Origin of the sequence: Apibacter muscae (genome assembly GCF_007845595.1) — a bacterium.
Lineage (GTDB): Bacteria > Bacteroidota > Bacteroidia > Flavobacteriales > Weeksellaceae > Apibacter > Apibacter muscae.
On the sequence record NZ_SELI01000020.1, the window covers coordinates 54778 to 75369 of the forward strand.

19 protein-coding genes and 1 tRNA gene are annotated in these 20592 nt (G+C 27.6%); 8 read left to right on the plus strand and 12 right to left on the minus strand.

The genetic code is table 11. The features are described 5' to 3' along the window. From purH to ETU10_RS07825, 5 genes are all read right to left on the minus strand, one after another. Positions 1-1509 carry a bifunctional phosphoribosylaminoimidazolecarboxamide formyltransferase/IMP cyclohydrolase gene (purH, locus tag ETU10_RS07805; RefSeq protein WP_146311221.1) on the minus strand — a complete coding sequence of 503 codons (1509 nt, stop codon included), beginning with the start codon at positions 1507-1509 and terminating at the stop codon, positions 1-3. Positions 1510-1535: 26 nt separating this feature from the next. Next, positions 1536-2576, minus strand: coding sequence for an SRPBCC family protein (locus tag ETU10_RS07810; protein WP_146311223.1), 1041 nt, complete (start codon positions 2574-2576; stop codon positions 1536-1538). 141 nt (positions 2577-2717) lie between these two features. Beyond that, positions 2718-3092 (minus strand): DUF1573 domain-containing protein, encoded by a 375-nt coding sequence (locus ETU10_RS07815; RefSeq protein WP_146311226.1) that lies wholly within the window; start codon positions 3090-3092, stop codon positions 2718-2720. A gap of 25 nt (positions 3093-3117) precedes the next feature. Then, a complete protein-coding gene (locus ETU10_RS07820) occupies positions 3118-3477 on the minus strand; it encodes a DUF1573 domain-containing protein (protein WP_146262677.1) in 360 nt (119 codons plus the stop codon). Positions 3478-3868: 391 nt separating this feature from the next. Beyond that, positions 3869-4531: a hypothetical protein gene (locus ETU10_RS07825; RefSeq protein ID WP_146311228.1), complete on the minus strand. Its 663-nt coding sequence runs from the start codon at positions 4529-4531 to the stop codon at positions 3869-3871. A gap of 254 nt (positions 4532-4785) precedes the next feature. Here ETU10_RS07825 and ETU10_RS07830 point away from each other — a divergent pair, with 254 nt between their 5' ends. Beyond that, the gene (locus tag ETU10_RS07830; protein WP_146311230.1) at positions 4786-6933 is read left to right on the plus strand and encodes an endonuclease MutS2; all 2148 of its coding nucleotides are present in this window, start codon (positions 4786-4788) and stop codon (positions 6931-6933) included. 231 nt (positions 6934-7164) lie between these two features. Here the strand turns inward: ETU10_RS07830 and ETU10_RS07835 are convergent. Then, positions 7165-7238, minus strand: a tRNA-Arg gene (locus tag ETU10_RS07835). Between the two features lie 159 nt (positions 7239-7397). On the opposite strand from ETU10_RS07835, the gene ETU10_RS07840 reads away from it, so the two are divergent. Beyond that, entirely contained in the window at positions 7398-8042 is a 645-nt protein-coding gene (locus ETU10_RS07840) for a 4'-phosphopantetheinyl transferase family protein (RefSeq protein WP_146262679.1), read from the plus strand. A 31-nt stretch (positions 8043-8073) separates the two neighbouring features. After that, positions 8074-9939: a glycosyltransferase family 9 protein gene (locus tag ETU10_RS07845; protein WP_146311232.1), complete on the plus strand. Its 1866-nt coding sequence runs from the start codon at positions 8074-8076 to the stop codon at positions 9937-9939. 712 nt (positions 9940-10651) lie between these two features. On the opposite strand, the gene ETU10_RS07850 is transcribed toward ETU10_RS07845, so the two are convergent. From ETU10_RS07850 to ETU10_RS07870, 5 genes are all read right to left on the minus strand, one after another. Continuing rightward, positions 10652-11605: an acetyl-CoA carboxylase carboxyltransferase subunit alpha gene (locus ETU10_RS07850; RefSeq protein ID WP_146311234.1), complete on the minus strand. Its 954-nt coding sequence runs from the start codon at positions 11603-11605 to the stop codon at positions 10652-10654. Positions 11606-11658: 53 nt separating this feature from the next. Beyond that, on the minus strand, positions 11659-12174 hold the full coding sequence (rimM, locus tag ETU10_RS07855) for a ribosome maturation factor RimM (RefSeq protein ID WP_146311236.1): 516 nt from the start codon (positions 12172-12174) through the stop codon (positions 11659-11661). Between the two features lie 6 nt (positions 12175-12180). Continuing rightward, positions 12181-12738, minus strand: a complete 558-nt coding sequence (locus ETU10_RS07860; protein WP_146311238.1) for a 30S ribosomal protein S16 — start codon at positions 12736-12738, stop codon at positions 12181-12183. 110 nt (positions 12739-12848) lie between these two features. Beyond that, positions 12849-13898, minus strand: coding sequence for a thiamine-phosphate kinase (gene thiL, locus ETU10_RS07865; RefSeq protein WP_146311240.1), 1050 nt, complete (start codon positions 13896-13898; stop codon positions 12849-12851). 70 nt (positions 13899-13968) lie between these two features. After that, entirely contained in the window at positions 13969-14364 is a 396-nt protein-coding gene (locus ETU10_RS07870) for a hypothetical protein (protein ID WP_246118445.1), read from the minus strand. A 144-nt stretch (positions 14365-14508) separates the two neighbouring features. Between ETU10_RS07870 and greA the strand changes: the two genes are divergently transcribed. From greA to ETU10_RS07890, 4 genes are all read left to right on the plus strand, one after another. Beyond that, complete coding sequence (greA, locus tag ETU10_RS07875) at positions 14509-14979, plus strand: transcription elongation factor GreA (protein WP_146311244.1); 471 nt, start codon at positions 14509-14511, stop codon at positions 14977-14979. Between the two features lie 5 nt (positions 14980-14984). Further along, positions 14985-15374: an HIT family protein gene (locus tag ETU10_RS07880; RefSeq protein WP_146311246.1), complete on the plus strand. Its 390-nt coding sequence runs from the start codon at positions 14985-14987 to the stop codon at positions 15372-15374. A 63-nt stretch (positions 15375-15437) separates the two neighbouring features. Beyond that, complete coding sequence (clpP, locus tag ETU10_RS07885; protein WP_146262688.1) at positions 15438-16097, plus strand: ATP-dependent Clp endopeptidase proteolytic subunit ClpP; 660 nt, start codon at positions 15438-15440, stop codon at positions 16095-16097. A gap of 190 nt (positions 16098-16287) precedes the next feature. Next, positions 16288-19464, plus strand: coding sequence for a DUF5686 family protein (locus ETU10_RS07890; RefSeq protein ID WP_146311248.1), 3177 nt, complete (start codon positions 16288-16290; stop codon positions 19462-19464). Positions 19465-19527: 63 nt separating this feature from the next. On the opposite strand, the gene ETU10_RS07895 is transcribed toward ETU10_RS07890, so the two are convergent. Beyond that, complete coding sequence (locus ETU10_RS07895; protein ID WP_146311250.1) at positions 19528-20124, minus strand: NUDIX hydrolase; 597 nt, start codon at positions 20122-20124, stop codon at positions 19528-19530. A 33-nt stretch (positions 20125-20157) separates the two neighbouring features. Here ETU10_RS07895 and ETU10_RS07900 point away from each other — a divergent pair, with 33 nt between their 5' ends. Continuing rightward, positions 20158-20547, plus strand: coding sequence for an SRPBCC family protein (locus tag ETU10_RS07900; protein WP_146262691.1), 390 nt, complete (start codon positions 20158-20160; stop codon positions 20545-20547). The last annotated feature ends 45 nt before the right edge of the window (positions 20548-20592 follow it).

The following is a 20592-nucleotide window of genomic DNA, read 5'->3' on the forward strand; positions in this document are numbered from 1 at the left end:
TTAATGTTTAAAATGTCTTAGACTTGTGAATATCATAGGAATATTGTATTCATTACATGCTTCAATACTTTCCTTGTCACGAATTGATCCGCCAGGCTGTATAATTGCTTTAATCCCATTTTTTGCAGCAACATCAACTACATCTTTAAATGGAAAAAAAGCATCAGAGGCTAATACAAGATTTTCTTTATTTTTCTCGATAGCTCTTTGGATTGCTTGCTCTGCAGCCCATATTCTATTTGTTTGACCAGAACCTATACCAACGGCTTGTTTATTAGCAGCAACAACAATTGCATTAGATTTTGCATGTTTAGCAATCTTTTGTGCAAAAATTAAGTCTTCCATTTGCTCATCACTTGGAGAAGCATTTGTAACATTTTCAAAATTGGTTGCATTCTCCCTGTCAGTGTCTTGAACTAATAATCCACCATCAACTTTAATATATTCTACTTCATCAACTAATGGATGATTAACCTTTATAATTCTTAAATTCTTTTTATTAGAAAAAATTTTCAAGGCATCCTCAGTAAAAGAAGGGGCGATAACAATTTCTAAAAATAAAGGGAGTATAGCTTCCGCAGTCTCAGCATCAACCTCTCTATTAAACGCAACAATACCTCCGAAAATGGAGACAGGATCACAATCGTATGCTTTTTGGTATGCATTTTTAACTGAATCTGCAAGGGCTACCCCGCATGGTGTAGAATGTTTTACTGCACAACAGGCAATTTCAGAAAATTCATTAACAACTTTATAAGCCATATCCATATCTCTAAAGTTATTAAATGAAAGCTCTTTGCCTTGAATTTGTTCAAAATTTTTCATAGATCCCTCTTTTGTCATGTCTACATACAGTGCAGCTTTTTGATGAGGGTTTTCACCATATCTTAAATCATGAATTTTTTTATAAGATAAATTTAAATATTCAGGATAACTATCTTGAAGAATATAGCTTGATATTGCAGCGTCATAAGCAGATGTTAGATTGAATACTTTTCCTGCCAATAATTTTCTAGTTTTTAAGGATGTTTCACCATTGGAAGATATTTCTTCTTCAACAAGTTTATAGTCATTAATTTCAGATATAACTGTAACAAATTTAAAGTTTTTTGCTGCTGAACGTAACATAGAAGGACCTCCAATGTCAATAAATTCTATCATCTCATTTTCTGCTAATCCAGTATTTAATTTATCAAAAAATGGATATAAATTAACTACAACTAAATCAATCGGTTTTATATTATACTCCTTAATTGTTTCAAGATGCTCATCGTTATCACGAAGAGCAAGTAATCCTCCATGGATATTTGGATGTAAAGTTTTAACTCTACCGTCTAGCATTTCTGGAAAATTCGTTACCTTATTAATATCTGTTACTTGAATATTATTGTTTTTTAAATAATTAAAGGTTCCGCCGGTTGAAATAATTTCGTAATTGTTGGAAATTAAAAATAGCGCAAAATCTTTTAGATTTGTTTTATCCGATACGCTAATTAGAGCTCTCTTCATGAAATTGTTTTTATGAATGTTAATATTTATTCAATTATTAAATAAAAGGCATTACCTCTAATTTCATCATCATTGGAAGTAGGGAAATCATTAAATTCCTGCCAAAATTGATTTTTTAGTTTAATGCCATTTTCTTTAGCGTAGCTATCTAAAGTATATTTTGAATTTAATAAATTGAGATTAGTAGTTTTAATAGGTGTAAATATTGCCTTGCCACTTGGGATCGAAATAAGTTTAATATTATCATTTGGAATTATATCCAAATTATTTACAGGATATCCTGCATAATAGGTGGCAGATTTATTTATAGTATCAAAATTGGTATAATAAACTATAGGATTTTTTATATCTAAAAGGCTGTAATTTAAGCTATCAACCATATACTGATTTACTGTATGAAAAGATTTATGTAAATTTTTAGAAATTTCTTCAGAATCAGTAGTAGTTTCATTTTTTACAACTAATAATTGTACATTCTTTTTGTCAATAAAATCAGATTCTCCGAGTTTTAGTTGTTGTGGAATATTTTTCTTATTTAATTTTAGTTCTAATCTATTTAAGGATTCATCTAAAATTTCTTGTAAATTTTCAGCATTTAAATAAGCAAAAATTCGTTTAAAATATGAAAAATCTTGCGTTTTTAATGATACTTTTATATAAGTTCCCTCTTTTAAAGATTTAAAATAAATATCTTCAGAGCATAATATGCCATAATTAACAAAAATAATCTGTGCTTTTATTTTCTTATTTATTATGCTCTCTAAGATTTTAAATTCTCCATTTCCAATTTCATAATTTTTTTTATTTTTCCAAGTCAGGCTAGCACCCTTACCTTTATAAGGTGAAAAATAATTAATTCTTGTGTTTATTGAATCCTGTTCAGTGAGTAGTCCCCAGCTACCGAAATTTTCAAGATCATTAAATTCCAAAAAAACTTCACTTATAGGGTTAGTTAATTTCTTTGAAGCTGAAATTTCAATATTTTTAGGTAAAAAGTAAGGAAGAATACATCCTGCAATAATTAACAGAAAAAGTATAAATAAAAAAACATTCAGAATTTTTCTCATGCAATTTGTTTGAAATCTATATTTTATAGAGCTTTACAAAGCTACAAAAACAAATTATTTTTCATTTAATATTTCAAATTAAAAAAAACACTATTATTGAATAGTGCTTTTTTTTATTATATTATAAAAGTATAGGTTAAATTAATTGACTTTGCCCTGTACTGTAACATTTAAGACTGGGTTTTCAACATCATTGGAAGATATAACCATAGTTTTATTAAAATTACCTACAATGCTTGTGTTATAAGTAACTACTATTTCACCTTTTTTACCAGGGGCAATAGGAGTTGTAGTCCAACTAGGAACAGTACAACCACAAGAAGTCTTTATATTAGAAATAATAAGAGGTTTATCTCCAGTATTTTCAATTTTTATAATGCGTTTTCCTTCAGAACCTTTTTCAATATTTCCGTATTCTACAATATTATTGTTGTAATTAACAATTTTTAATTGTTGAGCATTACTTAATGCTATTGCGCCAAGTGTAAAAAAAGTGCTCAAAATTATTTTTTTCATAACTATATTTTTTTGAATTTAATATTTATAAAACGTTTCCCTTTATCTTTACAACTTTTCTAGGACTATCTAAACCGTTGCTATATATTTCAATAGATTTTAAAAATTTCCCCTTAATCTTAGTATTATAAGAGATGTTTACTTGACCTGTTTTGCCAGGAAGAATAGGGGTTTTTGTCCATGATACAATAGAACAATCACAAGAAGATTTAACGTTAGAAATAATTAAAGGTTTATTTCCTTTATTAGTTATTGTAAATGACTTATGACCATCAGAATTTAACCTTACATCTCCATAATCTATAACATCTTTATCTAAAGAAATGCTTTGCGCTATTAAAAACGAAAAATTGCATAATAAAAAAATGTAGACTAGCTTTTTCATATTAAGAAATTATTATTCATAACGTGAAGTTAAGTAAAAAATTATAGATTATTAAATTTGTGGAAACATTTATATAAGTAATTTAATCTCTATTTTTTATGTTAATTTAGTAAATTAGAATTTCAATAGTTTTAATAATTACTTATAAATAGATAGTATATAAAATTTTTAGAAAATAAAGCGTTAAAATCATAAAACGGCATGGTGTTTGTGAGTATAAAAGTAATTTACGAGACAGTAAATTTTTCATAGTAGTTAGTTTTGGCCCCGTGTTTTTTAACACGGGGTTTTTTTCAAGATATATTTATCTGTTTAATAAAATAGTATTTATATAAATACTTTAATTTATAATGTCTTATAATCCTTAAAAAATTTCAAATTAAATTTATAATTATTTAATTTGAAATATGGTAAAATAAGTATCTGTCCCTCCGAGTAGTTGAATAGATAAGGACAGCCCTGAAGCGCCAAAGGTTATAGCATCCCCTTTATCTAAATCAATGATGGAAAAAATTTTTCTTGTAGGTGGAGAAACGCTAATCCCTAAAACTGAAACATTACTAAAAGATTCTTCCGCTTCTAAAGTATATGTAATTTCACTGGCTTTTCTTTTTAAAATACCAACACCTACGTTTGAAGCAGAGATTAAACTAGAGGTGGTGTATTGTATATATACGGCATATATTCCACTATTTTTGGCAATAAATTCATAGCTATTTAAGTCATATTCATTGTTATAATCAAATGCAATATTTTCAAAAGCAATTTTATTCCAACCTGAAATACCATCAAGAGAAATTAATGAGGTTGAGTTAGAACTATTTCCACCTTTAACGTAAGAATTTTTGATGATGTTAGTGTCGTAGTGTATTGTACTATTATCATTGATAACTAAAACTTTATTTGAGATGTAAAATTGTTTGTTTGAATTTTTTGCAATTGGGCTATTTTGGTCTATAACACCTCTAACTTTTAAATCGCCATTTACATCAAGTGTTGCAGTAGGCTGATCTATATTAATTCCAACCTGAGAAAAAGTGTTGGTGCTTATCAAAGAAATACAATATAAAATTAATCCTTTTATTTTTGTAAAAAAAATATTTAATGTTAATAATTATGTAAATATAATATAAATTAATATAATTTTTTATATTAGGAATTAAAGTGTTAATTAAATGAATTTCATTTTACAAAATCAATATATGTAGTAATAAGATCATTGCGTTTAGTGTAGAGTGGATATTAATAAGTTTAAATACTTTATTTTTGTAATTATAAACTTGTAGATAAATAATAAACGTTTGAAAAATGCAGATTGCTAGAGATACTTTAAACGAACTTGAATATTATAAAATCCTTGAAGAAATTGCAGTTTATTGCTATTCTGATTACGGAAAAGAAAAGGTTATAAATCTGCATCCACTTAAAAAGGAGAAGATTAAAGATGCACTAAACTGTGTTAATGAATATTTAAGCAGTTTTATGAATGAGAACTTCATTCCATTTAAGGAATTTGAATGTATTGATACAGAATTAAAAATGCTTCAAATTGATAATTTCACTCTTGAATCAAAATCATTTTTAAAAATTAGAGATCTTTCCAAACTCGTTAATTCATTAATTGTACATTTTGAAAAATTTAAAGAATATTTTCCTACTCTTCACAAGCAGATATCTCATATAGAATACAACAAGAATATAATTTCATTAATTAATAATGTATTTAATCGTTTTGGAGAGATAAAAAATGAAGCATCTTCTTCGTTAAAATACATAAGAGAGCAACTTCAGATCACAAGAAGAAATATTCAACAAAATTTTGATAAATCGTTATCATATTATGCTCAAAGTGGGTATTTGGATGAAATTAAAGAAAGTGTAATTGATGATCAAAGAGTTCTAGCTGTAAAATCAAATTTAAAAAAATCAGTAAAAGGAAGAGTTTTAGGTTTTTCCAAAACTGGTTCTATTTGCTTTATCTTACCAGAATCAGTGACTAATTTGAATATAAAATTAATTGAATTATCCAACCAAGAAAAAAATGAGATTCTAAAAATTTCAGCTGATTTAACGCGGGAAATTTATGAGTTTTATCCATTACTTTTTAACTATCAAAAGTATATATATGAGTTGGATGTTGTTCAAGCCAAGGCTCGGTATGCAGAGTCAATTCATGGGATATTACCTCATATATCTAATGATCAAGAAATACAGATTATAGAGGCTTATCACCCTATATTGTTATTAAATAATGTAAAAGAAAAAAAACAAACCATCCCACAAACCTTAAGCATAAACAAGGATACTAGAATAATCTGTATTTCAGGTCCTAATGCAGGAGGCAAGAGTATAACTTTAAAAACAGTGGGGTTAATTCAGTTAATGATTCAAAGTGGAATATTAGTACCAGTTCACCCTAATTCTAAAGTAGGTTTTTTCAATAAAATATTAACAGATATAGGGGATAATCAATCGATTGAAAATCAATTAAGTACATATAGTTCTCGTTTAAAAAAAATGCATACAATAATAAAACAGGTTGATAATTCAACATTGTTATTAATTGATGAATTCGGTACAGGATCTGATCCGGAATTAGGTGGTGCCCTAGCTGAAGCTTTTTTGGAATATTTTTATGAAAAAAAATCCTATGGAATTATAACTACCCATTATACAAATATTAAATTAAGAGTAGAAGAGTTGAAACATACCCAGAATGCTTCTATGTTATTTAATGAAAAAACATTAAAACCTATATATAAATTAGAAATAGGTCAAGTTGGGAGCTCGTTTACTTTTGAAGTTGCAGAGAAAAATAATATACCTTCAGAAATCATTCAATTGGCGAGGAAAAAAATAGAAACTAATAAAATTGACCTTGACAAGACGATTGTTAGATTACAACAAGAGAAATATAATATTGAAAGATTGAAGGGGAGTTTAAATAAACAAATAGATCATTCAAGTGAAAAAAGTAAACAATTATCAGACACTATAAATTTTTATAAACAAAAATTAATAAATTTCCAGAAATTATATGAGGATGAATCTCGGTTAAATTTCTTAGGAGGAAAAACTCAAAGATTTATTGATGCCTATACTAATGGGAAAAGTAAAAGGGATATTTTTAAAGATTTTTCCAAACTTTTAGAGCAAGAAAAATTTAAAAATTCGCAAATTTCGGAGGTTGATAAAATTAAAACTAAAAAGCACAGAAATAAAGTAAAGATAGAACTAAAAAAGGAAGATATAAAAGAACAACTTCTAGCATCAAAAATAGAAGAAATAAAAACTACAGTTGATCGTGTGAAACAGTGGATGAAAGAAAAGCGTAAAGTAAAAATTAAAGGCAGTACAAGTGCTGCAACAATTGATAAAATAGAAGGAGAGATGGTATTTTTAAATTATGGGTTATTTACTACTAAGATTTCTGTATATGAGTTAGAGAAAGTATAGATATTTAATAAAATTAGATTTATAAATTTATTTAATCAATTTAAACGCAATGAACATTCAAAAAATTTTAACATTTCCTAAGCTGGAAAAATACATACAATTTGTGTAGAATAGAATTTAGAACTTTAGGCTAGATACTAATATAGTTCCAGTGATAACTACTATTAAGTTATTAATATAATTTTTGTAAAAAAAACTAAACTATTAAGTAGAATTAATATTAAATATTAGTGACCGCGGGAAGAGTCGAACTCCCAACCTTCAGAGCCGTAATCTGACGCTCTATCCAATTGAGCTACGCGGCCGATACTAATTTTTAAGATTGCAAATGTAATATATATTCTTTTATTATTAAAATTATTTTGCAGATTTTTTTTAAAACATTATTATCAAAATATATAAACTGATGAATATTAATGTATATCATTAAATTCATATATTTACTAAAATATTATCATTAATAAATGCCTGTTGTTGACTTTATAATTCCGGATTATTTTACAAGAATTGTTACATGGAAAGTTAGTGAAACAAATGAAGATTTACTAAGAATTCTAAAATTGTCTAAAGATAGATTAAGTACCTATAATTTATTAACCCCTAAAAGAAAAAGAGAATATTTGGGTTTAAGAGCTTGTTTGATGGCCCTAGGTTTAGACAATAACGTGAAGTATACTGATAAAGGTAAGCCTTACGTTGAGGGAACGTATAATATTTCTATTTCTCATTCTCATGGAATGGTATGTGTTGGAGCTTCTTCATTTCAAATTGGAGTAGATATTGAATTGGAGAGAAATAAGAAAATTGAAAACATAAAGGAAAAGTTTGTAAGAGAAGATGAATTCAGCTTTATTCCTAAAGACAATCAAAAAGATTATTTACATATTATTTGGGGCTTAAAAGAAGCATTATATAAAATTCATCAAGGAAATTTATGGTCTTTTTTAAATCACTATAGGGTTGAACCCTTTAAATTAAATATGGATAAAAATATTATTTGTTGGATTACAGATAATATATCAAGTTCAAAATATTTTGCGAATTATAAAAAAATTAATAATTATTACATGGCATATGTTTTAAATTATGGTTTTGGATCATCTAAATAATTAATAAGTATATTTATATAAATTTCATCTGGTGAAAAATAAAATCCTAATAATTCAAAACAAATTTATTGGTGATGTATTAGTCTCTAGTGTATTGGCTAAAAATATTAAGTTAGAGAATAAAGAAGCTGAGATACATTTTTTTTGCTACGATAAAGCAAAAGGTATTTTGGAAAATAATCCTTATATAGATAAAGTTATAACTTTTAACAATGAGGAACTAAAAAAAATTTCTGTTCTATTAGCCTATTCAAAATTAATAAGAAATCAAAAATATGATATATTAATTGATCCTTATGCAAAATTACAGAGTAGGATAATGACTTTATTTTCCACTGCGAAAGTAAAAATTAGTTATGACAAGCCATTTTTTAAATATCTTTATACAAAAACTCATAGAGAAGAAAGTCTACCCAAAGTTATTCAATGTACATCCATTGAAAATAGATGTTTATTACTAAGTTCAATTTTAAAGAGGCCATTTAGAAATTTAGATTTTCAAACAGAAATTTTTTTAACTCAGGAAGAAAAAGATATTTCTAAAAAAATTATGTATGAAAATGGAGTAGATTATAAAAAACCTGTTTTAATAATTGGTGTATTGGGGAGTTCTTTAAAAAAATCATGGCCATTAAATTATATGGCTGAACTAATAAACTCAATATTAAGTTCCTATGATGTAAATCTTTTATTTAATTATATACCTGAACAATTCAAAGAGGTTGAAAATTTGCTAGATAAAATAGTAGAAAAAGAAAAAATATTTACTTCAATTTTAGGAAATAATATTCGGGAATTTGCTGCAATTTTATCTAATTGTGATGCCCTAATAGCAAATGAAGGAGGCTCAGTTAATATAGCTAAAGCGTTAAACATACCAACATATTCTATTTTTTCACCACATAAGTTTAGGAAAGATTGGGGATGTTATGAAAATTTAGCAATTCATCAAAGTTTTCATCTTACAGATCTTTTTCCAGAGATTTACAAGTTATATTCTATAAAAGAAATACTAAATAATCCAGAACCTTTTTATAAATTAATGTATACAAATAAGGTAATCCCTAAAATACATGAATTTATAACTGAGACGTTAAAAATTGAACAAAAAAGTAATTTAGAATTAATATTAAATTCATCAAATAAAATTTCGGCAGTTTGTATAACTTATAATGAAGAAAATAATGTCAATAAATTTTTGAAAGATATTGATTTTGCAGATGAAATAATTGTTGTTGATTCTTATAGCACTGATTCTACTAAAGAGTTGGTTGAAAAAAGCAATAAAGTAAAATTTTTACAAAGAAAATTTGACAATTTTACTAATCAAAAAAATTATGCAATAGATCAAGTTTCAAATGAATGGGTGATATTTTTTGATTTAGATGAGCGAATTCCTATTGATTTAAAGATGGAAATATTAATGACTATTAACGATCCACATGCTAAAGATGCATATTGGGTATATAGAAATTTTTATTTTAAGAATAAGCATATTAAAAATAGTGGATGGAAAAATGATAAAGTAATACGTTTATTCAAAAAAAATAAATGCAAGTACAAAGCATCAAAATTAGTGCATGAAGAAATGATTTACAATTCTGAACCTGGATTTTTAAAAAATAAAATTGATCATTATTCATTGGCATCCGTTAAGAGTTATGAAGATAAATTAGATCATTATTCCCAACTCAAAGCAAAAGAATTATTTGAAAAAGGTAAAAAAGCAAATTTTTTTCATCGTTATATAAAACCATTATATCGTTTTTTTCATCATTACATCATTCAATATGGGATTTTAGATGGAAAAGAAGGGTTTATTATATCCAAAATATATGCTAGGTATGTATATAATAGATACAAATATTTAGATAAATTCTGGAAGGAGAAAAAATAGTTTTAAATATTTAAATATTGGCATGCAAATTGGTTAATAATAAGTATTCATAAGGCAATGAATTTTCATAGTAGTTAGTTTTAGCCCTACCTTTTTTAGAGGTAGGTTTTTTTTATTTTTTATATTTTAATGTGTAAAACATATAATTATTAAGTTTGGCATATTAATTGTTTATAAACAAGTATTCATAAGGCAATGAATTTTCATAGTAGTTAGTTTTAACCCTACTTTAATTTTTTAAAGTAGGGTTTTTTATTTTATATCGTTTTAAATAAAAAAATAAAATAAAGAATTATTTTGGCATATTAATTGTTTATAAACAGGTATTCATAAGGCAGTGAATTTTCATAGTAGTTAGTTTTAACCCTACTTTAATTTTTTAAAGTAGGGTTTTTTATATATTAAGAATTATACTATAGTAATTTGATTCATACATTTTAATCTTATAAATTGAATTTAAGTTCATATTATAATAATCCGTTTATAGTTATGAATTGGCACGTAAATTGAATATTAAAAAGTATTCATAAGGCAGTGAATTTTCATAGTAGTTAGTTTTAGCCCTACTTTAATTTTAAAGTAGGGCTTTTTATTTTAGAATTGATCCCTATAGTTTTAATTTTTTATAAGCATGATATTCTATTAAAAATGAATATACAAAAAAAGCACTAAATTTTTTAGTGCTTTGTTATTTATTATTTATTATTTGTATTTAGCCGTTATAATCTCCTATATTGATAAATTTATTTTGTCTATGTTCAACTAATTCTTCTGGACTTAATTTTTCAAGTTCATTATAAGCATCTAAGATTTTTGATTTCAATGAATTAAAAGCTTCTTGAGGTTGATAGTGTGCACCTCCTAAAGGTTCTTTAATTATACCGTCAATAATCCCTAATTCGTAAGAATGTTTTGGGGTTAGTTTTAAACTTTCTGCAGCAACTTCTTTATATTCCCAACTTCTAAATAAAATTGATGAACAACTTTCAGGAGAGATTACAGAGTACCAACTGTATTCCATCATATAAACTTTATTACCGACACCAATGCCTAAAGCACCTCCGCTAGCCCCTTCACCTATAACTACAGAAATTATCGGTACCTCAATACTACACATTTGGCGTATGTTATTTGCAATAGCTTCGCCTTGCCCTCTTTCTTCAGCTTCAAGTCCAGGATAAGCTCCAGGAGTATCAATTAAGGTTAAAATTGGGATATTAAATTTTTCAGCCATTTTCATTAGACGTAAAGCTTTTCTATAACCATCAGGATTAGGCATACCAAAACGTCTGAATTGTCTTTCTTTAGTATTCTTACCTTTTTGTTGCCCGATGATCATAAAACTTTTGCCATCTATTTTGCCTATTCCACCTATCATAGCTTTATCATCGGCATAATTTCTATCCCCGTGTAATTCAATAAAAGTATTATCGGTGATTGACATGCAGTAATCTAAAGAGTAGGGGCGGCTAGGATGTCTAGATAATTGAACAGTTTGCCATGGGGTTAACTTATCGTAAATGCTATGTTTGGTTTTTATAATTTTTTCCTCAATTTCTTTGTAAGCGGAGTCAATATTAATTCCACTTTCTTTACCTAGAGCAATACATTTACTCAATTGCTCTTCCAAATCTTTTATAGGAAGTTCAAAATCTAAATATTCCATTTATAAAGTATTTTGTGTATAAGGTTTTAAATTTATATAATAGATAAGGACTCTTATATATCCAGAATACCTTCTGGCAAATTCATTTTAATATACTGTTCTTTTCTATTTACTTCAATAATCCAATCATTTATAATAGGTATGTAAATATTTTTAGAATTTAAAAGTTCAATACTAAATAATGATTGTGGGGATTGATCATTAATTTCAATAATTTTACCAACAGAAATATTATTTTGATCTAGTATATTAAAATTTATTACCTCATGGTAATAAAATTGCTTTCCTGATAGTTGAGGTAAAAATTCTAAAGGTAGATATATATCTTTGCCTATTAATTCTTGTGGATTTAAAGAAGTATTTTCAAATTTTATTCGTAAAGAATTCTTATTAAGAAGCTGACATTCTACTAAAAAAAAAGGAATCGGCATTCCATTTATATTTATAAATACCGATTCTAAATTTTCATATGCCTCTGGCTCATCAGTATCTAATTTAGCAACTAGATGTCCTTTTAAACCATGAGTTTTAGTGATTGTGCCTACATAGTAACAATCTTTTAAAAGCATAAGCTATTAAGCGTTGGTTTCTTCATTTTTATTTTCTTCAGTATCTGCGGAAGTATTTTCTTCAGTTACTGGAGCTTCAGCATCATTAGCTATTTCTTGGTTTTCTTCTTCAAGAGCTTTTTGTTGTGCTGCTATACGAGCTTCATTAATTTTTTTCTCAGCTTCAAGCTTTTCTTTTTTAGCTTGTTCTTTAGATGAAACTAATTTTTCTTTTTTAGTTAGAATACTTTTTTCTTTATGTTCTAACCAATCTTGGAATTTTTTTTCAGCATCTTCAGCAGAAAATGCACCTTTTTTTACTCCACCATTTAAATGTTTTTTTAATAATGCACCTTTAAATGAAAGAATACTTTTAGCTGTGTCAGAAGGTTGTGCACCTTTTTCTAACCAATCAACCGCTTTGTCTAAATTTAACTCAATTGTTGCTGGGTTAGTTGTAGGTACATAGATACCTAATTTTTCAATGTTTTTACCATCTCTTTTAGATCTAGAGTCTGCCACTACAATGTGATAAACAGGTTTACCTTTCTTTCCGTGTCTTTGTAATCTGATTTTAACTGCCATAAATTAAATGTATTAGTGGGAACCCGTCCCAAAATTTTATTTTTTAATCTCGCAAAGATACTAATATGTTTTATTTTAACAAGTTTTAATTTCAGTGAGAATGTTAATAATTAGTTTTTCAAATAGGCTTCCCAACCTTGGGCTCTTAATGGAATAAATTCATTTTGGCCTTTAGTTATTAAAAAGTTTTTATTATTTTGTGTTGCATGGCCAATAATTGAAAAATTTGGATTATGCTTGATTTTGTCGTGTTCACTTACGGGTATTGTAAATAGTATTTCATAATCTTCCCCTCCATTCAATACACCCGTTACAGGATTTATTCCAAACTCAGAGGCTGTCGATATGACTTGATTATCCATAGGTATTTTATCTTCATAAATAGAAAAACCAACATTGCTTTTTTGCGATAGATGTAGAATTTCAGAAGCTAATCCATCAGAAATATCAATCATTGAAGTAGGGTGTACTTGCATTTCCTCCAATAGATTTTTAATTTCAACCCGAGCTTCAGGTTTAAGCTGTCTTTCTAATAAGTAAGTATAATCATTTAAATCTGGTTGTAAATTAGGGTTTGCTTTAAAAGCAACGTTTTCTCTTTCTAATACTTGTAATCCAAAGTATGCCCCTCCTAAATCCCCTGTAACTACAAGTAAATCATTGGGTTTTGCGCCATTTCTATAAATTATATCTTCCTTTTTAGCATATCCAATAGTAGTGATGTTTATAACTAAACCAAGGTTTGAAGAAGTTGTATCTCCACCTACTAAATCTATTTTATAGAAATTACATGCAGTTGAAATACCTGCATAGATTTCATCTAATGCTTCAACAGGAAATCGATTAGATATAGCTATAGATATTAATATTTGTTCTGGTATGGCATTCATAGCAATGATATCACTTATTCCTACAACCACTGTTTTATATCCTAAATGTTTTAAAGGAGTGTATGTAAGGTTAAAATGAATATTTTCGACAAGTGTATCGGAGCTAACTAAAACTTCTTTATTTTTTGAATCTAAAACACATGCGTCATCTCCTATACTTTTAAGAGTTGAGGAATTAAATAGTGAAAGGTTCTTGGTAAGATGCTCTATAAGACCAAATTCTCCATATTCTGAAATAGGAGTTTTATATAAATTTTTATTGTCAAACATTTATTAGTTAATAAATTTTAAATTTTTTTTAAAAAGGAAAAATGATCCTTGCGAACAAATTTAAAATAAATTAATTGTAATTGATATATACCATGTTTCCAATTAATTGTGCAGGATAAGATTTTGGAGGTCTTCCAGCAGCTTTATCACCAATAGGTTGACCGTTAAACAGCCATTGAGCACCATCGTCAGGACATAAAATATAAAAATCGTCCACAACCTCCAAAGTGCTTGATTCTGATGGGCAAATATGAGGGGCATTTCTATCGTAGGCTACAAAGCCTTGAGATGTATTAATTACTATAAGCCCACGCGTTCCAGACAATGGACCAGCCTGTACGTAAACATAACCATTAATACTTGCAAGATTTTGGTTGCTAGGTAAACCTAAATCTAATGCAACGTTTATACTTGTGTAGGGGAAACAACTTATTGTTTTATCGCCATTTGTGCAATGGGTAAACAATGAAAAAATTAAATAAAATAAGAAGAGATTAATATTTTTTTTTATCATAATAAAATTCTTTAATTTTGTAATTCAAATAATCCGGCGAAAATATAAAGTCGGATTATTTTTTATATATACTAAACTAATAAAAATATAAGTATCATGAGTTATGTAACGAAAGAAGGTTTGGAAAAATTGCGAAAAGAACTTGAACAATTAGAACAAATTGAAAGACCTAAAATTACGCAACAAATAGCTGAAGCAAGAGATAAAGGTGATTTGTCTGAAAATGCTGAATATGATGCAGCAAAAGAAGCTCAAGGTATGTTAGAAATGCGAATAGCTAAACTAAAAGATATTATTTCAAATTCAAAAGTTATAGATCAATCCCAGTTAGATACTTCAAAAGTTGCCATATTATGTTCTGTGAAAATCAAAAATAAAGCTAATGGGCAAGAGCTAAAGTATACCTTGGTTCCTGATACAGAAACTGATTTGAAAGCAAATAAAATATCAGTACATACTCCTATAGCAAAGGGTCTTTTAGGTAAAGAAGTGGGAGAGACAGCCCAAATAACTTTGCCCAATGGAAATCAAATTGATTTTGAAATTTTAGAAATTTCATTAGAATAATACCCATGAGTAGTATATTCTCTAAAATTATAATTGGTGAAATTCCTTGCTATAAAATAGCTGAGGATGATAAATTTATAGCTATTTTAGATGCATTTCCAGTCGTTCAAGGACATGTATTGGTAATTCCTAAAAAAGAAACAGACCAATTATTTGAGCTACCTAGAGAGGAATATGATGAACTAATGTCGTATACATACTATATAGCCCAAGCTGTAAAAAAAGCTATTTCATGTGAGCGTGTTGGAATGGTAGTTCAAGGATTAGAAATTCCTCATGTACATGTTCATTTAATACCATTAAATGAACCTTCTGATTTACAATTTGAAAAAAAATTGAAATTAACAGTTAACGAATTTGAAACTATTGCAAACAAAATTAAATCGTACCTTTAAAAACATTGGTCAATGCTGATCAAGTGAAACTTAGACATTTTTTAATATAAATATAATATAACCATGAATTTAGGAAAAGAATTTCAAAAATATGCGGTAAAAGATAGAGGAATTAGTAGTTTAACTATGGATCAATATTTTAATTCAATGACTCCTTATATTACGGAAGAAAGGAAATTGAATGTTGCTCAAATGGATGTTTTTTCTCGATTAATGATGGATAGAATCATATTTTTAGGTACTGCCATTGATGATCACATTGCAAATATCGTTACGGCTCAGTTGTTGTTTTTAGAAAGTGCTGATTCTTCTAAGGATATTCAAATCTATGTAAATTCACCAGGAGGAGGTGTTTATGCTGGTTTAGGAATTTATGACACTATGCAAATTATTAAACCTGATGTAGCTACTATATGTACAGGAATGGCAGCTTCAATGGGAGCAGTTTTATTAACAGCAGGAGCACCAGGTAAAAGATCGGCATTGAAACATTCAAGAATTATGATTCATCAACCTTTAGGTGGAGCTCAAGGACAAGCATCCGATATGGAAATTACCCTTAAAGAAATTTTAAAATTAAAGAATGAATTGTATGAGATTTTAGCTTCTCATTCAGGACAATCCTTCGAAAAAATTGAAAAAGATTCTGATAGAGATTATTGGATGATTTCTAGTGAAGCTAAAGAATATGGATTAATAGATGAGGTTTTAGAAAAGCGTTAAAATTATTAAATGATCTTACATTTAATAAATGAATATCCTATTATAAAATTTAAAATTAACACATTAGAAATTATTTGTTATAATATATTTCTTATTAAAATTTATAAAATATAATTTTTAAAAGAAACTTTCGTTTAAATGATATTACTATCAAATAAATGAAAGTTTTCTTTATTATAACTATTGCTTTATGTTAAAAAAAATATTATTTGTATCTGTGTTATTGCAAACATTGATCATGATTGCACAGGTTAAAATATCAGGAGTAGTCATTAATCAAGATATTCAAAGGCCTATTTCAGGAGTTAGAATATCTTTTTCAAATCATCCACAAGCAGAGATTCTGACTAACACTGATGGGACTTTTCATTTAGAGTCTAATACTACTAGTGACTCATTAGTAATTATAGCTTTAGGATATAAAAAGAAAATCATTCCACTTCATTCTCAAGAAGACTCAAATATAATTATCAAATTTTCTTCTAATGATCTCGAAAAAAAATCACCAATTCACCCTTTGGTTCAGGAATATGTAAAAGTAACAGGTACGCTTAAAGATTTAGAAAATCAAGAACCCATTACCAATGCACGAATATTTTTTAAGGATTCTCATGTACAAACCTATTCAGACTCGAATGGTTTTTTTGAAATCATAAATAGAAAGTTCTCCGATTCTATATTTATAGATACTAATAAGTATCCGATCAAATCAGTTCCTTTAAGTAAAGGAGATAACTTAAATTTAGAAATTAATTTTTCTAATAGTAATAGCAATCCAAATTCTGAGTATATAGTTAGTAATGAAACAAATCTTAAAGAAAAAATAGATCATGATTCTTTAATTATTCATACAGACTCTATAAATTATTACAAAGCGAATGGACATCTTTATAATATGGATAAAAATGAACCAATTGCGGATGCTACTATCTTTTTTGAAGGGACTCAGAACTTTACAAATTCTGATGAAAATGGATACTTTGAAATTCAAGATGATTCAAATGTAAATAGATTAGCTATCTATACCAATGATTTTGATGTAAAGTATGTAACCTTGGATAAAGGTAATAATTCGAACCTAATCGTAGAATTTTCAAATAAAATTGAAGAAAAAGAAAAAAGAGAAGTTATTAAGTCAGATAAATTAGAAGGAGTTGTAGTTAAAGGATTTCCACCCAAAAGAATACCTAAAAAGGAAAATCCCGCCTATAGAATTATGCAGGAAGTTTGGAAGAGAAAGAAAACCAACGGATTGAAAAATTTTAATAACTATCAATATAATGAGTACGAGAAAATTGAGTTTGATTTAAATAATATTGATAGTGCATTTATAAGTAAGAAAATTTTTAAAAAATTAGATATTACATTTCAGGATATTGACACCTCAGCTTTCCTTGGGAAAACATATCTTCCTGTATTTTTAAACGAATCTATTACCCAAGTGGTAGGAGAGAATAAACCATCCAAGCGAGAAAAGTCTTTTCTTAGAGGTAATAGATCAGTAGGAGTACCTAGTGATAACGACATTATAGCAAATACAGTTAAAAACCTTTATAAAGACGTTAATATTTATGACAATGTATTAAATTTCTTTAACAAAGGTTTTACCAGCCCTGTTGCTACCATAGGGTTTTCAGTTTATGATTATATGTTAGTTGATACTGTAATGGTTGACTCTGTAAAATGCTATTACTTAAAATATAAACCCCGAAGAGCTAATGAATTAACTTTTAAGGGTGACCTTTACATTACATACGATACATATGCTGTTAAACATGCGACATTACAAGCAGCCTCTGGTATTAATGTAAATTTTGTAAAAGATATTTATATGGAGCTTGATTATAAAAACGTTAATGACTCCGTGTTTTTGCCTTTAAAGTATTACACCAACCTGGATATGTCTTTAATTACGAAAAAAGATAAATCTAAAGGTATGTTTGCAAAAAGAACTCTCATCTATGACAATTATTTATTTGATGAGCCATCAAGTAAAATTGATACACTCTTAGATGAACAATGGGAACCAATATCTGGAGGAGCCTATAAACAAAAAGATCAATTTTGGGAAAAACATAGATTAGAAAAATTATCTGATGACGATTTGAAAGCGACTGAAGTAATTACAAAGGTTTCCAAAACAAAACTTTATAGAGACATAACTAATTTGGTGCAAATATTATCCTCAGGGTATGTAAATGTAGGCAAAGCTATTGATATAGGTAACTTATACCAATTTATAGGGTATAATGATGTAGAAGGATTACGACTACGATTGGGTGCTAGAACCTATTTTACTCCTAATGATATGTGGAGACTAGAAGGTTATACAGCCTATGGATTTAAAGATGAGCAAGTTAAATATGGAGCAGAAGGTAGGTTAATGTTTAATAAATTCAATAGATTTACTATTGGTTTAGGTACTAAACGAGATATATCTCAATTAGGAGTATCATTAACTGAAGGAGAAAGTATAATGAGTAGATCTTTTGCTTCATCATCAATTATATCAAGAGGTAGTAATGAATTTCTAAGTTCTGTAAATAAAACAAACGCCTTTGTTTCAATAGAGCCATGGAAAAATGTTCAATTAAGATTAGATGGAACGTATCAGTTTATAAAATCAGCAAATCCTGAAAAATTTGACATTGGTTATTACGATAAATTTGGAAACATAAAGCAAGATTTATATGATACACATCTTACCTTTAGTGTTGAAGCTAGACCGGGAGCCAAATACTCACGATATGGATTAGATAGATTTGAACATACAACTTTAGCGCCAACGTTTATTTTAAAATATGTAAGAGGAATTAAAGGAGCTTTTAACAGCGGATTTAACTATGATAAAGTTCAATTCATGTATAGCCAACCCATACTTTGGGGACCTATTGGTAGAACCGATATAACTACGGAATTTGGAAAAACATTTAACAAACTACCCGTATCACTTTTAGGCGTTATACCGGGGAATCAATCTTACGGAATCATTCCTAATACTTTTGCCTTATTAAATTATTATGACTTTGTCACAGATGTATATGCAACCATGCACTTGGAACATCATTTTAACGGGAGAATATTTTCTTATATACCTCTACTTAAAAAACTTCAACTAAGAGAAGTTCTTATTTTCAGAGGAGCTTGGGGAGATATTTCCGATGGTTCCAAAAGCATGAATGCTTCCAATATTGAATATGTTGCACCTAATAAAGACATTTACTATGAATATGGGTTTGGAATTGAAAATATAGGTTTTGGAAATCTAAGAATTTTTAGAGTAGATTTTAACTGGAGAGGAAATTATTTAGATATTAAAAAGGTAAATAAATTTGGAATTAAATTTGGTATGCAGTATTCTTTTTAATTGAAATTTATAATCTAAAAAAATGAGAATTTAATTATTCTCATTTTTTTAACTATAAAATTTTTATTTAAGAATATATTTATTACAAAGACCATAAATAGTACGATATGTATTTTTCATAAACGTAGACACTTCTTTCTTAGAAGCAAACTTAACCATCTCAATACCTTCTTCAATTTGCGGTTTAGGACTTTTATTTTCCATGTAAAACAATGAAAACCATTGTACAACTTTTAAATAATATTGATCTTTAGAATAATAAACATGATAAGTAGTTTTTAAAAATTCCTTTAATTCTAAATTTTTAATTCCGCATTCTTCTTCAACTTCTCTTAGGGCTGTTTCTTCAAAGCTTTCACCTTTTTCAACATGCCCTTTTGGTAAATCCCAAATTCCATTTCTTTTAATAAATAAAAATTCATTCAACTGATTATGTACGATTCCACCAGCAGCATAAATGGGCAATGCAAATTCTTGAAATTTAGCCCAAGTCTTTTTTTTATTTTTAGAAAAAATATTTACATAACGAACTTCTTTGGAATTGTAAAGCAGTTCAAAAGATGTTTGAAAGCTAGTAGGGCTATAAGGTAAGTTAATGGCACCTTTAACTTTTTTTTTGCCTATGGATAGAAATTTTTCGTTTACTGAAATTTTGTACATTTGTTTTTTTAAGTTTTATCAAAAATACAAAAAATGAATATAAAGGGAGATAAAATAGTTGTTCATAAATCAGCCGAGGAAGTTTATAAACAAGCAGAAAATCCTTCAGAATTTAAAAGCTTTATGCCTGAAAATACTGAGAAGTTTGAGGTTACGGAAGATGGATTTGTTTTTGCATTAAAGGGTATGCCTGAAATAGCTTTAAAGTTTAAGGAAAAAGAACCATTTTCAAAGATAATTTTAACCTCTGCCAAAGAAACTTTAAATTTTGATTTATCCCTTAGAATTGAAAATATTAATGAGCAATCTTGCCATGTGCAATTTAGCTTCGATGGAAAATTTAATATGTTTATATCTGCTATGGTTGAGAAACCCCTTAAAAATCTTATTAAATCATTGACTGAAGGTATATCAGAAAATTAATAAGAGTTCAAAAATATAATCAAAAAAAATCCTGAATTTATAATT

Coding starts and splice junctions, on each gene's coding strand:
- greA (WP_146311244.1), top strand. CDS start 14,509: ATGAGTTATGTAACGAAAGAAGGTTTGGAAAAATTGCGAAAAGAACTT.
- ETU10_RS07840 (WP_146262679.1), top strand. CDS start 7,398: ATGCCTGTTGTTGACTTTATAATTCCGGATTATTTTACAAGAATTGTT.
- rimM (WP_146311236.1), bottom strand. CDS start 12,174: ATGCTTTTAAAAGATTGTTACTATGTAGGCACAATCACTAAAACTCAT.
- ETU10_RS07815 (WP_146311226.1), bottom strand. CDS start 3,092: ATGAAAAAAATAATTTTGAGCACTTTTTTTACACTTGGCGCAATAGCA.
- ETU10_RS07860 (WP_146311238.1), bottom strand. CDS start 12,738: ATGGCAGTTAAAATCAGATTACAAAGACACGGAAAGAAAGGTAAACCT.
- purH (WP_146311221.1), bottom strand. CDS start 1,509: ATGAAGAGAGCTCTAATTAGCGTATCGGATAAAACAAATCTAAAAGAT.
- ETU10_RS07880 (WP_146311246.1), top strand. CDS start 14,985: ATGAGTAGTATATTCTCTAAAATTATAATTGGTGAAATTCCTTGCTAT.
- ETU10_RS07810 (WP_146311223.1), bottom strand. CDS start 2,576: ATGAGAAAAATTCTGAATGTTTTTTTATTTATACTTTTTCTGTTAATT.
- ETU10_RS07890 (WP_146311248.1), top strand. CDS start 16,288: ATGTTAAAAAAAATATTATTTGTATCTGTGTTATTGCAAACATTGATC.
- ETU10_RS07850 (WP_146311234.1), bottom strand. CDS start 11,605: ATGGAATATTTAGATTTTGAACTTCCTATAAAAGATTTGGAAGAGCAA.
- ETU10_RS07820 (WP_146262677.1), bottom strand. CDS start 3,477: ATGAAAAAGCTAGTCTACATTTTTTTATTATGCAATTTTTCGTTTTTA.
- ETU10_RS07895 (WP_146311250.1), bottom strand. CDS start 20,124: ATGTACAAAATTTCAGTAAACGAAAAATTTCTATCCATAGGCAAAAAA.
- ETU10_RS07830 (WP_146311230.1), top strand. CDS start 4,786: ATGCAGATTGCTAGAGATACTTTAAACGAACTTGAATATTATAAAATC.
- ETU10_RS07900 (WP_146262691.1), top strand. CDS start 20,158: ATGAATATAAAGGGAGATAAAATAGTTGTTCATAAATCAGCCGAGGAA.
- thiL (WP_146311240.1), bottom strand. CDS start 13,898: ATGTTTGACAATAAAAATTTATATAAAACTCCTATTTCAGAATATGGA.
- clpP (WP_146262688.1), top strand. CDS start 15,438: ATGAATTTAGGAAAAGAATTTCAAAAATATGCGGTAAAAGATAGAGGA.